Below are 14846 nucleotides of genomic sequence, written 5' to 3'. Positions count from 1 at the left end.
ATGACCCGCTCATTACGCATCTTCTACATCGCCCTGTTCCTAGTGACCTTGTTGGCCTTGGGCGTGTGGTCGGTACGCAGCTTCTTCGGCTTCAGTACCAACGCCGATGCGACCGTGCTCAACGGTCGCTGGAGCAAAGCCGTCGAGACGCACTACGACGACGAGTTCCCGATCAAACGCCTGGGCACCAACCTTTGGGCCGCGCTGGATTTCAAACTGTTCAACGAAGGTCGTCCGGGCGTAGTGCTCGGTCGCGATCAGTGGCTCTACAGCGATGAAGAGTTCCACCCGATCGTCAACGAAGAGTTGAACCTGCAAGGTAACTACGCGCTGGTCGAAGGCGTGCGCCAGACTCTGAAAAAGCAAGGCGTGCAACTGGTGATGGCAATTGTCCCGGCCAAGACGCGTCTGTACCCGGAACATCTGGGTGAAGTGAAGCCGGCGAGTATCCACGCCAATCTGTACCAGGACTTCCACGCTCGTGTGGCGGCCGACAAGATCCTCGCCCCCGACCTGCTCGGCCCGCTGCAAAAGGGTAAGCAAGACGGTCAGCAAGTGTTCCTGCGCACCGACACCCACTGGACCCCGGAAGGCGCGCAAATCGCCGCCCAGACCCTGGCCAAAACCATTGCCGACAAGGCTCCGCTCAGTGGCGAACCGCAAAACTTCGTCACCGAACCTGCGGAGAAGGTGACGCACAAGGGTGACCTGCGGTTGTTCCTGCCGCTGGACCCGTTGTTCGAAAACCTGATGCCGGCGCAAGAGCCTTTGCAGAAGCGCAACACCGTGGCTGCCCAAGATCAGCCTGCCGGTGATGACGCCCTGTTCGCCAACACTGAAGTGCCGGTGGCCCTGATCGGCACCAGCTACAGCGCCAACCCGAACTGGAACTTCATCGGTGCGCTGAAAGAGGCACTGCACAGCGACGTGGTCAGCTACGCCGAAGACGGCCATGGCCCGATTCTGCCGATGCTCAGCTACCTGAAAAGCGATGCTTTCAAGAACAGCCCGCCACAAGTGCTGATCTGGGAGTTCCCTGAACGATATCTGCCTGTGAACAACGAAATCGGTGACGCCGACCCGCAGTGGGTCGCAGAGCTTAAACAAGCCGGCGCACGCCAACAAAACGTAGCTGCAAACACTAAATCCGAGACGCCCGACCGGGCGCAAAACTGAAAGAGAGGTACACCATGACTTTCACTACTACTCCTCGCCGTCTCGCTAAGACCTTTGCCCTCGTCGCTGGCATGAGCGTATTGTCCTTGCAGGCCTTCGCCGGTGACGGCGCGCTCTACGGCCCGACCGCACCGAAAGGCTCCAGCTTCGTGCGGGTCTACAACGCCGGTAACGCTGAAGTCAGCGCCACCGTTGGCACCACCAACCTGAGCGAAGTCGCGCCGCTGTCCAGCACAGACTTCAGCTTCATGCCGGGCGGCGATTACAGCGCCAAGGTCGGCAGCCAGACCCTGCCGGTGAAATTGGCCGGCGACCACTATTACACCCTGGTCAACAACGCCAGCGGCGCGCCACAACTGATCGAAGAGCCGCCGTTCAAGAACAAACAGAAATCCCTGGTACGCGTACAAAACCTGAGCGACAAGGCCCTGACCCTGAAAACCGCCGATGGCAAGACCGAAGTGGTCCCGTCCGTGGCGGCCAAGGGCCGTGGCGAGCGTGAAATCAACCCGGTGAAAGTCAGCCTGGCACTGTACGACGGCGCCACCAAAGTCGGCGACGTAAAACCGGTTGCCCTGGAACGAGGCGAAGCCGCGGTGCTGTACGTCACCGGCAGCGGCAGCAGCCTGTCGCCAGTGTGGGTCAAGCGCCCGGTGTCGACGCGCTAATCGCGCGAGCTATCAGCTATAAGCCTCAAGCTGCAAGTGAAGCGCTTCTAACTTGCCACTTGCAGCTTGCAGCTCCCAACTGCATTTATAGGAGTAACAACATGATTCCGGTGATCTTGTCAGGTGGTAGCGGCTCACGTCTTTGGCCGCTTTCGCGTAAGCAATTCCCCAAGCAATTCCTCGCCCTGACCGGCGAACAAACGCTGTTCCAGCAAACCCTGGAACGCCTGGTGTTCGAAGGCATGGACACCCCGATCGTGGTCTGCAACAAGGAACACCGTTTCATCGTCAACGAGCAGCTGAGCGCCCGCAACCTGGACGTGCAGCGCGTGCTGATGGAACCCTTCGGCCGCAATACCTCGCCAGCAGTGGCCCTGACCGCGATGATGCTGGTCAATGAAGGTCGCGACGAGTTGATGCTGGTGCTGCCGGCCGACCACGTGCTGGAAGACCAGAAAGCCCTGCAGCGCGCCCTGGCCCTGGCCACTGTGGCGGCCGAGCGTGGCGAGATGGTGCTGTTCGGCGTGCCGGCGACCAAACCGGAAACCGGTTACGGCTACATCAAATCCACCAACGATGCCCTGCTGCCGGAAGGCGTCAGCCGTGTCTCGCACTTCGTCGAAAAACCGGATGTGAAACGCGCCACTGAGTTCGTCCAGTCCGGTGGTTACTTCTGGAACAGCGGCATGTTCCTGTTCCGTGCCAGCCGCTTCCTCGAAGAGCTGAAAAAACACGATCCGGACATCTACGACACCTGCGTGCTGACGCTGGAACGTAGCGCACAGGATGCCGACACCGTCGATATCGACCCTGCCACCTTCGCCTGCTGCCCGGACAATTCCATCGACTATTCGGTGATGGAAAAAACCCAGCGCGCCTGCGTAGTACCACTGACCGCAGGCTGGAGCGATGTCGGTTGCTGGTCGTCGCTGTGGGAAGTCAATGAAAAAGACGCCAACGGTAACGTCACCAAAGGCGACGTGGTCATCCAGGACAGCAAAAACTGCATGATCCACGGCAACGGCAAACTGGTGTCGGTGATCGGCCTGGAAAACATCGTGGTCGTCGAAACCAAAGACGCCATGATGATCGCCCACAAGGACAAGGTCCAAGGCGTGAAACAGATGGTCAACACCCTCAACGAGCAGGGTCGCAGCGAAACCCAGACCCACTGCGAAGTCTATCGTCCGTGGGGCTCCTATGACTCGGTGGACATGGGTGGCCGCTTCCAGGTCAAGCGCATCTCGGTCAAGCCGGGCGCGTGCCTGTCGCTGCAAATGCATCACCACCGCGCCGAACACTGGATCGTGGTCAGCGGCACTGCCGAAGTGACCTGCGACGAAAACGTGTTCCTGCTGACTGAAAACCAGTCGACCTACATCCCGATCGCCTCGGTTCACCGTCTGCGCAACCCGGGCAAGATTCCACTCGAGATCATCGAAGTGCAATCGGGCAGCTACCTGGGTGAAGACGATATCGAGCGGTTCGAAGATATCTACGGTCGCTCTACCCCGATCGAACGCGGCGTGTCGGTGAAAACCATCGCGCAGTGATTTGACCGGTAAGAAATAAAAAGCCCCCGTCCAGCCCGCTGCGTCCCTATCCGCAGTGGGTTGGGCGGGGGCTTTTTTTTGGTTCTTCACGGAATCCCGGGAAACACAGAAACAAGAACGCCGATTTGATTGATGATGTTCGTGCGAGCAAACACATCTAACAAACCGGCGTTCTTATGCGCGATATTAATACTTTCCTTCCTTTTTGGGAGGGCTTTTCTGTTGTCACCATCAAGCCTGATGGCGATACGCTACAAATCGATCTAACCCCTCATGCCACCCGGTTCCCCTCCTGTGGCGGGTGCCAAAAGCCCTGTTCAACCACTCATGAGTATTGCGAGCGAACCGTTCGTGATTTACCCATCCTCGGCCGTGCGGTGCGTCTCAGTGTGTTGCTCAGACGTGTGGGCTGCCGTGATTGCGGTAAACGTATGGAGGCCGTCAGTTGGCTGGATCGCTATGCCCGCATGACGCGCCGCCTGGCTGAGGCCGTCATTCAAGCCTGCGAGCGCCTTCCCACGCTGCACGTGGCTCAACTGTTTGGGCTGCATTGGGACACCGTTCGGTTGCTGGAGCGTCGAGCCTTGCAAGCGGCGTTGAGTGTTTTGCCAAAGGCGCAGCCACGGCGCTTGGTAATGGACGAATTCGCGCTGTTCAAAGGTCATCGTTACGCCAGCGTTGTGCTGGACGCCGATACCCGGCGAGTGCTGTGGATTGGCGAAGGCCGCAGCCGTGCAGCGATCAGGCCGTTCTTCGAAGAGCTGGGGCCAGAGGGTTGCGCTCGAATAGAAGCGGTGGCGATGGACATGAACACTGCCTTTGACCTGGAGGTTCGTCAGCACTGCCCAAAAGCGCGAGTGGTCTACGACCTCTTCCATGTGGTGGCCAAATATGGAAGAGAGGTGATTGATCGGGTCCGCGTCGACGAAGCTAATCGGCTACGTCATGACAAGCCTGCACGAAAGGTCATCAAGCAAGCGCGATGGCTGCTTCTGCGCAACCCGGAGAACCTGAAAACGCCGGCGCAACAGGTCCGTTTGGAGGATCTGCTGGCGGCCAACCAAGCGTTGATGACGGTCTATTTGATGAAGGCTGAACTCAAAACGCTCTGGACGCCGAGTACCGCCTGGGGCTGGCGATCAGCCTGGAAGCAATGGCTGCGCCATGCTCATGAAAGCGGAATACCGGCGCTGATCCAGTTTGCAAAACGACTAAAGGGTTACTGGCGGGGCATCGTCAGCCGTGTTCGCTGGCCGATGCACACGGGGCAGCTGGAAGGCATAAACAATCGAATAAAGGTCATCAAGCGGATGGCGTACGGTTACCGGGATAGCGAATTCTTTTTCATGAAGATCAAGAGCGTCTTTCCCGGTAATCCGTGAAGAACCTTTTTTTTGGGCTTTTCTTGCCTCCACTGGCCTCATCGCGAGCAGGCTCGCTCCCACAGGGGATTTGCGTCGTTCACCGAATCAGCGTCCGAACTCGGTCAATGTGGGAGCGAGCCTGCTCGCGATGGGGCCTGACCAGCCACCGCTGAATGAATGCCCATCGCCAATCCCACCTACGCTTAGGTAGGATGCTCTTTCCCTTCCCGAGGTTTCGCGTCATGTTCATCGGCGTCCTGCTAGTCATCACCTGGCTGATCCTGCTGCTGCGCTACCCGTCCAAGGCCGTGCCGGTTTCCATGGCCGCCGCTGTCGGATTGGGCCTGGTGGCGGTGTGGGTATTCTGGCTGGACACCCGCGAGGTCAAGCAACTGGCGCGCCTTGAGCTGCGTATCACCTACGCGCCCGAACACTGCCCGGCGGATCGCCCCTTGAAGCTGACGATGAACAACGGCAACGACGTGCCGCTGACCGAACTGCGCTGGCGCATCGCCGCTTATGCACCGGGCGATACGGTCAATCTGGCTGACAATCAATACGCCGCACCGCGTTATCGCGGCCCCGGCGAATTGCAGGCCGGCGGCAATTGGGAAGACTGCTTGCCAATGCCGCCCCTGCGCCCCGGTTATCGCCCGCAAACCCTGGAGTTTCGCGCCGAGCGCTTGCAGGGTAGCTTCTCCGACTGATCCTCCCTTTTTTTTGCACAAGGACCGCGCCATGCCCGTTGCGTTGATTACCGGTTGTTCCAGCGGCATTGGCCGCGCCCTCGCCGACGCTTTCAAAAGTGCTGGTTACGAAGTCTGGGCCAGCGCCCGCAAGGCTGAAGACGTAGCCACTCTAACCGCTGCCGGTTTCACCGCCGTGCAATTGGACGTGAACGATGGCCCGGCCCTCGAACAACTGAGTGAGCGGATCAATCAGCAACGCGGCGGCCTTGATGTGCTGATCAACAACGCCGGCTATGGCGCCATGGGCCCCCTGCTCGATGGCGGTGTGCCGGCCATGCAGCGGCAATTCGAAACCAACGTGTTTGCAATCGTTGGCGTCACTCGCGCGATGTTCCCGGTGCTGCGTCGCGCCAGGGGCTTGGTAGTGAATATCGGCAGTGTTTCCGGGGTTCTGGTCACGCCGTTTGCCGGTGCTTACTGTGCTTCGAAAGCAGCCGTGCATGCCTTGAGCGATGCATTGCGCATGGAACTGGCGCCGTTTGGCGTGCGGGTCATGGAAGTTCAGCCAGGGGCCATCGCCTCCAGCTTCGCCAAGAATGCCGGTCAAGAGGCTGAGCAACTGATCACCGAGCAATCGCCATGGTGGCCGTTGCGTGAAGGCATTCGTGCACGGGCCAAAGCGTCTCAGGACAAGCCGACGCCGGCCAGTGAATTTGCCGCCGGTTTGCTCAAGGCTGTGCAGCAGAGCAAGCCGCCGCGTCTGGTTCGCTTGGGCAATGGCAGCCGGGCGTTGCCGTTGATGGCAGGGTTGTTGCCCAAGGGGCTGCTGGAGTCGGGGTTGATGAAGCGGTTCGGATTGCGCGGGCAACTCTGATACCGGGTCGACGCCTTCGCGAGCAAGCCCGCTGCCACATGGATTGCGCTTAACTGACTGGTATTGAGGCTTGCCCGCGAAGGCGTCGGCACAATCATCGAAAATCCCGAAACTTTTCTGAAATCCATTAAGTGATCGAACGTCCCATGACCGACTACACCGAGTACTTTGACGAAGTGATCCAGGCCCACATAGCCATCGAGCAATGGTTGGCCGAGGAACAAGATGTGTCTGCGCTTGAACAGTTGCTCACACGTTTTTCACCGCAGTTTTCCATGATCTCGCCGTTGGGCCGGGTGCTGGATTTCGAGGCGTTGAATGAATTGTTTCTGCTGGCGGGCGGAAAGAAGCTCGGGTTCAGGATTGAGCTCAGCGAGTTGCGAGGTGTCGCGCTGTATGACGGTGGCGCAGTGGTGAGTTACCGCGAGCAGCAGACCGATGCGACGGGGCTGCATTCTGATCGGCGATCCTCGGTGGTGTTTGAGAAACAGGCCGATGGCAAGGTGCTTTGGCGGCATTTGCATGAGACGTTTTGCAAGGAGTGAGACCGAGTTGCGTCCATCGCGAGCAGGCTCGCTCCCACGGGGGATTTTCGTCGTTCACCGAATCAGCGTCCGAACCCCATCAATGTGGGAGCGAGCCTGCTCGCGATGGGCGCGACTCGGTCTAACGGTTAGTTAACAACCACCGTACACGTAATCCCCGCCGCCAACAGCACGCCCTCTGGCACTTCATCAATGTGAATCCGCACCGGCACCCGCTGCGCCAAACGCACCCAGTTAAACGTCGGGTTCACATCGGCAATCAGCTCGCGGCTTTGCGGGTTGTCGCGGTCGTAGATGCCGCGAGAAATGCTTTCCACATGCCCCTTGAGCACTTCGCCGCTCATCAATTGCATGTCGGCTTTATCGCCCACGCGCACATGAGGCAGTTTGGTTTCTTCGAAGAAGCCATAAACCCAGAACGAGTTCATATCGACCACCGCCATCTTCGCTTCGCCGATGCGCGCATAGTCGCCACGATGGACGTTGAGGTTGGTCACATAGCCATCCACCGCCGCGCGCACTTCAGTGCGTTTGAGGTTCAGTTCGGCCGCTTCCAGTTGCGCTTGGGCGTGCTGGTAATCGGCCAGGGCCGAGTCGGCGATGTTGGTGGCGTCGTCGCGGTTTTCCCTGGAGATCACCAGGTTGTCGAGGTCGGCACGGCGATGGGCGTTGACCTTGCGCATCTCCCACGTGGCTTTGCGCGAGGCCACCAGCGACTGTGCCTGTTTCACTGCGATGCGGTAATGCTCGGGGTCGATGCGCATCAGCAAATCGCCCTTCTTCACTAGCTGGTTGTCGTGCACCGGCACGTCCACCACTTCACCGGTAACGTCGGCGGCGACGTTGATGATATCGGCGCGCACCCGGCCGTCGCGAGTCCAGGGCGTGTTCATGTAATGCACCCACAGGGTCCGGCCGATCCACAGGGCAAGGGCCAACACCAGCAGGGTCGCGAGCAGGCTGAAGAGCTTTTTCATCACGGTGTTCTCAACGGTAAACAGTCAGCGCCAGGGCGCCGAACAGACAGGTAAACAGACTCAGGCGCAGCAGCGCCGGGTGCCAGAAGAAGCGGTACAGATCGAACCCGGACAGGAACCGGTCCAGCGCCCAGGCCAGCGCCGCCGCAATGAAAAACATCAGGGTCATGGTGGGCATGTACACGCCGTGGAAGGCGATTTCACGAGGCATGTTCAAGTCCTTGGGGCTTGGCGATGGCGTTGGCATTGGCATTTATGTAACCGCCAAGCGGCGATTGCGGGTCGAGCAGCGAGGTGCGGATGAAGTGCAGGTAGCTCTTCACTCGGCGCAAGGCAGAGGTATCGAAGTGCGGCGCGAAGGGTTCGTCGGTGGCCTGCACGCAACTGATCGCGTGGTCGACCGCAACCAGAGCACGTTCCAGATTGCTCTGGCTCGGCTGCAGAAACAGTCGCACCAGCGAACGCCCCATCACCCGGATTGACTGACGCCACGGCTGGGATTCGGCGTACGCCGGATGCACCGGCAAAATCGCCTGCTCCTTGCGCAACTCGATGATCGCGTGGCCGACTTCCAGCACCACGAACATCCAGCGCAGCAAGTCCCGTTGCACCTGCGGCTGTCCCGCTGCGAGGCCGTAGGCCTGATGCAGCAAGTCCCGTGTGCGGCTTTCGAAACTTGACGCCAAACCTTTGAGTTTGCCGCTGATGGCATACACCACTTGCCCGCGCAAATCCTGCTCCAACCGCCGCCATAACCAGCGGCTGTTGGGCGGCAGAATGATCGCCCCGGCCGCCGCGCACACCAGCATGCCCATGATCATCGCGATGTAGTCGTTGATGAAGGCGTAAGGGTTGTAAACCGTGAGGTTGTCCGGCACCGAACCGGTGCTGAAGAAGATCAGCAATCCCAGGCCAACCCCCGCGTATTGCGGCCGTGAAGTCAGGAACGCCCCGATCACGATCACTGGCGCGAGCATCACGCAGAGCAACGGAAACCCGTCGATCAAAGGGAAGATGAAAAACATCTCGACGAAGCCGATCAGCGCCCCGAGCAACGTCCCGCAGGCCATCTGAAACGCCATGCGTTTGGGGTTCGGTGTCGCCGCTGAAAGGCCGACGGTGGCGGCAGCGATCAGGGTCATGGTCGCCCCGCTCGGCCACGCGGTGGCCACCCAATAACTGCCGAGCACCACCAGGATGAATGCTGCGCGAATACCCGATGCCGCCGAGGCCAACCCGTTGGTTTGCGGGGTGAAGGGCTCGTCCCAACGTTCCCGTTCGTGACTGTGATCGGCCAGGGACGCGTGGGTCTGTGCATAACTGTGCAGGTCGTCGACGAAGCGATAAAGCAGCTCATAGGCGGTGTGAAAATCCAGCTGCTCGGCGTCGCTCGGATCACTCTCCTGAAAGGTCGCCCGCAGGCTGCGGACGCGCGCTGGCAGGTTTTCCTTATAGGTCGCCAAAGCGATCGCCAGGCGTGCAGCGTCGGGGCTGGTCAAGGCGCGACCGCTGAAGCCGTCGAGCACTTCGGCCAGATCCTGTAACCCCGGTTTGATCGCCGCGACAACGTGATCAGTGCCGCTCCTGCGCAGGCGTTCGAGCAACTGATGCAGCGCATTGAATCGCGTAGTAATGCCCATGAACTCGCTGTTCAAGCGACTGAGCCGCCCATTACGCCGACGCATGTGCGGGTCTTCGAACACCGTGACGCTGCGCAGCCCTTCCAGGCCCACCGCCTCGGCGATAAACCGCACATTGTTCGCTTCAAACGCCTCGCGCCGGCTGCGACCGCGCAAGCCATCGGTGACGAACAAGGCGAACACGCCGAAGCGCTGATACAAGGCGTTGCGCATTGCCGCGCTGGCGGTTTGCGGCAGGATCGCGGCGCTGACCAGCGTCGAGCAGAGAATCCCCAAGGAGATTTCCAACACACGCCAGACTGCTGCCATGAACGCGCCATCGGGGTGAGCCAATGCAGGCAGCCCGACCATCGCCGCCGTATAACCGGCGAGCACAAATCCATAAGCGCGGAAATTGCGATAACGTGCCGCGCCGGCCGAGCAGAGGCCGACCCAGATCGCCAGCGAGCCGAGGAACAGTTCGGTGTTCTGCGCAAACAAGGCAATCAACGCGACCATCACCGCCGACCCGGCCAAGGTGCCAAGGAAGCGATAAAAGCTCTTGGCAAAGACCTGGCCGCTTTGCGGTTGCATGACGATGAACACGGTGATCATCGCGGTGCGCGGTTGCGGCAACTCCAGACGCATGGCCAGCCACAGGGTCAGGAACGCGGCGAACAGCACCTTGAAAATGTACACCCAGGTCACGCCGTCGCTGCGTGCCCAGTCGAAGAAACCCCGGCGCCATTCAAGGGAATACAGCCAGCGCAAAGGTGCGGGCAAGGGAGTCATGGAATTTTGCTCAATGAAATTCAGTCAGGTCGCGGAACCGGTGGGAGCGAGCCTGCTCGCGATGGCGATTTCACATTCAACATTGATGTCGACTGACACACCGCTATCGCGAGCAGGCTCGCTCCCACAGATTTTGTGTTCAACGCAAAAGAACCGGAGTTTTCGGGGGCTGGGTTTTCTCGGCATTCGGCACGTCGTTGCCAGCGCCGAGGCCTCCGCCCAAAGCAGTCACCAATTCCGCATGAGCGCTCAACCGGGCGGCCTGAACTTGCTGCTGCACTTGTTGCAGCTTGAACAACAACGTCTGCGCATTGAGCACGTTGAGGTAATCGGTGAGCCCGCGCTGATACGCGATCATCGCGATGTCGTAGGTCTTCTGCGCCGTGGCCACCGACTCGGCGGCGAAGGCTTGTTGCTTGTCCATCGACTCGCGGCGAATCAACTGGTCGGAGATGTTCTTCAGCGCGTTGACCAGCGTCTGGTCGTACCTGGCCACGGCGACGTCATAACCCGCCGAGGCTTCGCCCAGTTCCGCACGCAAGCGGCCGCCGTCGAAGATCGGCAATGAAATCGCCGGGCCGACGCTGTAGTTGAGCTTCTTGCCGGTCAAAAACTCCAGCGCCCCGCCGCCGGTGGCCATATAGCCGAGGCTGCCGACCAGATCGACGTTGGGGTAGAAGCCGGCGTGGGCAACATCGATGCCCCGCGCCTGCGCCGCCACTTGCCAGCGACTGGCGACCACGTCCGGGCGCTGGCCGAGCAATTGCGCCGGCAAAGACGACGGCAACTTCAGCGCCGCGCCCAGCGACAGCGTCGGGCGTTGCAATTGCGCGCCCTCACCCGGTCCCTTACCGGCCAGCGCGGCGAGTTGGTTGCGGCTTAGGGCAATTTCTTCGTCCAGCGCATCGATTTGCCGATGGGTTTCCGGCAATGGTGTTTCAGCCTGGCTGACTTCGAAATGAGTGCCGATGCCGCCATTCAGGCGTTTCTGTGCCAAATCGAGAATTTGCTGTTGCTGCTTCAACGTTGCCGCGACGATATCCCGCTGCGCGTAATGCAACGAAAGCTCGATATAGGCGCGCACGATGTTGTTCTGCAATTCGAGCTGGGCCTGCCGCGCCTCGGCGGCGCTCACGTGAGCCATGTCCACGGCGCGCTCGGTGGCGTTGCTTTCGCGCCCCCAAAGGTCGAGGGCATAGCTGAAGCCAAGCGCGGCGTTGTTGTCCCAGGTGGTGGTGTTGGCCAACTCGCCGGGGCCGTAGAACTGATCGGTGGGCCAGTTGTGGCGTTTGAGGGTGGATTGGCTATTGATCTGCAACGATTCGGTAGACTCGGCAATGCCGGCCATGGACCGCGCCTGACGCACTCGCGCCGCGGCCATGGCCATGCTCGGGCTGCCTTGCAGGGCGAGGTCGATCCAGCGGTTCAGTTGCGGGTCGCCGTAGGCTTGCCACCATTGGGTGGTGGGCCAATGAGCGTCTTGCGCGGCGCTCTGAATGGCTTTATCGGTGGCCAATGAATTGGCCTCCAGTGCCTTGCCTTGTGGGGCAATACCGGCGGTGCCGATGCAGCCGCTGATTGCCAGAGTTAAAGCCAAAACACTGAGCGTCTTGAGCGCTCTGTTGATGCGACGCGGCACTGCTGCAAATTCCTGAAAGGGAGAGGACTGAGCCCCCGTAGGAGCAATTCTAGGGGTGGGCCTTGTTGGCGATAAGCCGGGATTCCTGTGAATCTTTGTTACCGTTAACGCGATAATCCCTGGGTTGCCTCTTAAGTCGACTGTAAAAAAGCAGAAACTTCGTGTCACAATTTGCCATCGCACTCGAGAGCACCCCATGGACACTTTGCAAAACATGCGCGCCTTCAGTTACGTGGCCGAGGCCGGCAGCTTCACCGCCGCCGCCGTGCAACTCGACACCACCACGGCCAACGTCTCGCGCGCGGTCTCCAACCTGGAAGCCCACCTGCAAACCCGTCTGCTCAACCGCACCACCCGCCGCATCGCCCTGACCGAGGCCGGCAAGCGCTATCTATTGCGTTGCGAGCAGATCCTGGCCTACGTCGAAGAAGCCGAAGCCGAGGCCAGCGACGCCCACGCCCGCCCGGCCGGGCAACTCAAGGTGCACACCATGACCGGTATCGGTCAGCACTTCGTGATCGATGCCATCGCCCGCTACCGCAAAACCCACCCGGACGTGACCTTCGACCTGACCATGGCCAACCGTGTGCCGGACCTGCTGGACGAGGGCTACGACGTGTCCATCGTGCTCGCCAGCGAACTGCCCGACTCGGGCTTCGTCTCCCAACGGTTGGGCATCACCTACAGCATCGTTTGCGCATCGCCCGCCTATGTAAAAGCCAACGGCTGCGCGCACAAACCCAGCGACCTGCTCAACCACGCCTGCCTGCGCCTGGTGAGCCCGGTCATCCCGCTGGAAAAATGGACCTTCGACGGCCCTGAAGGCCAGGAAATGGTCACCATCAACAGTTCACCGTTTTTGGTGAACTCCGCTGATGCAATGAAGACTGCGATCACCAGTGGCATGGGGGTTGGCGTTTTGCCGGTGTATGCGGCGATTGAAGGGCTGCGCAACGGCACGCTGGTGCGGGTGATGGCGAATTACCGTTCGCAGGAACTGAATCTGTATGCGATTTATCCGTCGCGGCAGTACCTGGATGCGAAGATCAAGACGTGGGTCGAGTACTTGCGTGGGTCATTGCCGGAGATCCTCGCGGCGCATCAGGCGGAATTGGCGGCGTATGAATTGAGTGGGAGTTTGGGTGGGGTTCGAGTGGCGAATTGAGCTACAGACAGTCCTACAAATCGCCGAAATCCAGGGATGTTTCCGACATGTTTTGACGGTTGGTGTGTGGGACGGGAGATGGGTAGGCTTTGGGGGTCGCTGACGCATCAGCGATCAGGTCTGGAAAACCTGACATCCTTTACACACACCTCATGGCATACTGCGGCGCTTTTTTGTGCACGCAGTTCCTTGTTATGGCGGCTGTGCGCGGGAGACCTTCGGGTCTGCCGGTTTGGAAGGTGTCCGGTTTTTCCAGTCCGCGCGCAGTTGCCACCTTTTCGTCTGGAAAACGGAAGGTGGCGACCCTAATACACCGTCCATAGGAATAGCCCTCATGTTTAAGCCAACACCGAATCCGCCCCACACTCCCAGCCATCTGTTCATCGTCGCCCCCAACGCCAATACCGAAAACCTGTTGGCCTACGCCAGCGAATCCCTCGCCTCGGCCAGCGTCATGGCCAGTGACTTCGCCGGGTTTCTCGAAGGCACTCATCGCAACACCATGCTCGGCATCCAGCAGGTCATCATGCTGGGCGAACTGGCGGTGAATCGGGTGCTGGATAACGTCGACATACCTAAGCCTGCGCCACACAGCTAATCCCTTGTAGGAGCGAGGCTTGCCCGCGAAGACTTTCTAACATTCAACATCTATGTCACCTGACACACCGCTTTCGCGAGCAAGCTCAGCTCCTACAGTTTTGAATGGCGTACACCCGGCGGTCCGAGACTCGCAAAATGTCCGGGAAGAATGTTAGCGTGCTTGGCATTCTCCAAGCCCGACGAGCCGCCTCCAATGAAAAAAACCGTCCTCGCCTTCAGCCGCATCACCCCACCGATGATCGAACGTCTGCAAACAGACTTCGACGTGATCGTGCCGACCCCGAAAAACGGCGACATCAACGCCCAGTTCAATGAAGCCCTGCCCCACGCCCACGGCCTGATCGGCGTCGGCCGCAAACTCGGTCGCGCGCAGCTGGAAAATGCCGCCAAACTGGAAGTGGTCTCCAGCGTCTCGGTTGGCTACGACAATTACGACCTCGCCTACTTCAACGAACGGGGGATCATGCTCACCAACACCCCCGACGTCCTCACCGAAAGCACCGCCGACCTGGCCTTTGCCTTGCTCATGAGCAGCGCCCGCCGCGTCGCCGAGCTGGACGCCTGGACCAAGGCCGGCCAATGGCAAGCCACCGTCGGCGCGCCGTTGTTCGGTAGCGATGTGCATGGCAAAACCTTAGGGATTGTCGGCATGGGCAACATCGGCGAGGCTATCGCCCGTCGTGGGCGGTTGGGCTTCAACATGCCGATTATCTACAGTGGCAACAGCCGCAAGACCGAACTGGAACAGGAGCTCGGTGCACAGTTCCGCAGCCTCGACCAGCTGCTGGCCGAGGCCGATTTCGTCTGCCTGGTGGTGCCGCTCAGCGAAAAAACCAGACACTTGATCAGCCACCGTGAACTGGCGCTGATGAAACCGAGCGCCATTCTGGTGAACATCGCCCGCGGCCCCGTAGTGGACGAACCGGCGTTGATCGAAGCGCTGCAAAACAACCGGATTCGCGGCGCCGGCCTGGACGTCTACGAGAAAGAACCGCTGGCCGAATCGCCATTGTTCCAGCTGAAAAACGCCGTGACCTTGCCGCACATCGGCTCGGCTACCCACGAAACCCGTGAAGCCATGGCCAACCGCGCCTTGGCTAACTTGCGCAGTGCCTTGCTGGGTGAACGGCCGCAGGACCTGGTGAATCCACAAGTCTGGAATCGTTGAAATAACGGGCAGGCTTT

14 protein-coding genes are annotated in these 14846 nt (G+C 60.0%); 10 read left to right on the top strand and 4 right to left on the bottom strand.

Annotated elements, in window-relative coordinates; all coding sequences use genetic code 11:
* From LOY56_RS04460 to LOY56_RS04430, 7 genes are all read left to right on the top strand, one after another.
* Entirely contained in the window at positions 1-1176 is a 1176-nt protein-coding gene (locus tag LOY56_RS04460; RefSeq protein ID WP_258620154.1) for an alginate O-acetyltransferase, read from the top strand.
* 14 nt (positions 1177-1190) lie between these two features.
* The gene (locus LOY56_RS04455) at positions 1191-1844 is read left to right on the top strand and encodes an alginate O-acetyltransferase AlgF (RefSeq protein ID WP_258620153.1); all 654 of its coding nucleotides are present in this window, start codon (positions 1191-1193) and stop codon (positions 1842-1844) included.
* Positions 1845-1945: 101 nt separating this feature from the next.
* Entirely contained in the window at positions 1946-3397 is a 1452-nt protein-coding gene (locus tag LOY56_RS04450) for a mannose-1-phosphate guanylyltransferase/mannose-6-phosphate isomerase (RefSeq protein ID WP_223486113.1), read from the top strand.
* Positions 3398-3573: 176 nt separating this feature from the next.
* Positions 3574-4779 (top strand): ISL3 family transposase, encoded by a 1206-nt coding sequence (locus LOY56_RS04445; RefSeq protein ID WP_258620151.1) that lies wholly within the window; start codon positions 3574-3576, stop codon positions 4777-4779.
* A 224-nt stretch (positions 4780-5003) separates the two neighbouring features.
* Positions 5004-5468: a hypothetical protein gene (locus tag LOY56_RS04440; RefSeq protein ID WP_008070465.1), complete on the top strand. Its 465-nt coding sequence runs from the start codon at positions 5004-5006 to the stop codon at positions 5466-5468.
* 31 nt (positions 5469-5499) lie between these two features.
* A complete protein-coding gene (locus LOY56_RS04435) occupies positions 5500-6324 on the top strand; it encodes an SDR family oxidoreductase (RefSeq protein ID WP_258620150.1) in 825 nt (274 codons plus the stop codon).
* A 146-nt stretch (positions 6325-6470) separates the two neighbouring features.
* Positions 6471-6869 (top strand): DUF4440 domain-containing protein, encoded by a 399-nt coding sequence (locus LOY56_RS04430; protein WP_052966662.1) that lies wholly within the window; start codon positions 6471-6473, stop codon positions 6867-6869.
* A gap of 128 nt (positions 6870-6997) precedes the next feature.
* Here LOY56_RS04430 and LOY56_RS04425 read toward each other — a convergent pair whose 3' ends face one another.
* From LOY56_RS04425 to LOY56_RS04410, 4 genes are all read right to left on the bottom strand, one after another.
* Positions 6998-7846, bottom strand: a complete 849-nt coding sequence (locus LOY56_RS04425; protein WP_258620149.1) for an HlyD family secretion protein — start codon at positions 7844-7846, stop codon at positions 6998-7000.
* Positions 7847-7856: 10 nt separating this feature from the next.
* Positions 7857-8057, bottom strand: coding sequence for a DUF1656 domain-containing protein (locus LOY56_RS04420; RefSeq protein ID WP_007896379.1), 201 nt, complete (start codon positions 8055-8057; stop codon positions 7857-7859).
* Complete coding sequence (locus tag LOY56_RS04415; protein WP_258620148.1) at positions 8047-10257, bottom strand: FUSC family protein; 2211 nt, start codon at positions 10255-10257, stop codon at positions 8047-8049. Before LOY56_RS04415 ends, LOY56_RS04420 begins: the two co-directional genes overlap by 11 nt.
* 139 nt (positions 10258-10396) lie before the next feature.
* Complete coding sequence (locus LOY56_RS04410; protein WP_258620147.1) at positions 10397-11896, bottom strand: efflux transporter outer membrane subunit; 1500 nt, start codon at positions 11894-11896, stop codon at positions 10397-10399.
* 196 nt (positions 11897-12092) lie between these two features.
* Between LOY56_RS04410 and LOY56_RS04405 the strand changes: the two genes are divergently transcribed.
* From LOY56_RS04405 to LOY56_RS04395, 3 genes are all read left to right on the top strand, one after another.
* Positions 12093-13061, top strand: a complete 969-nt coding sequence (locus LOY56_RS04405; RefSeq protein ID WP_258620146.1) for a LysR family transcriptional regulator — start codon at positions 12093-12095, stop codon at positions 13059-13061.
* 334 nt (positions 13062-13395) lie between these two features.
* The gene (locus tag LOY56_RS04400; protein ID WP_258620144.1) at positions 13396-13659 is read left to right on the top strand and encodes a DUF6124 family protein; all 264 of its coding nucleotides are present in this window, start codon (positions 13396-13398) and stop codon (positions 13657-13659) included.
* Positions 13660-13854: 195 nt separating this feature from the next.
* Positions 13855-14829, top strand: a complete 975-nt coding sequence (locus tag LOY56_RS04395) for a D-glycerate dehydrogenase (RefSeq protein ID WP_258620142.1) — start codon at positions 13855-13857, stop codon at positions 14827-14829.
* The last annotated feature ends 17 nt before the right edge of the window (positions 14830-14846 follow it).

The organism is Pseudomonas sp. B21-048 (assembly GCF_024748615.1).
Classification (GTDB): Bacteria; Pseudomonadota; Gammaproteobacteria; order Pseudomonadales; family Pseudomonadaceae; genus Aquipseudomonas.
The sequence above is the reverse complement of the archived record's forward strand: the minus strand, read 5'-3'. Positions and strand labels throughout refer to the sequence as shown.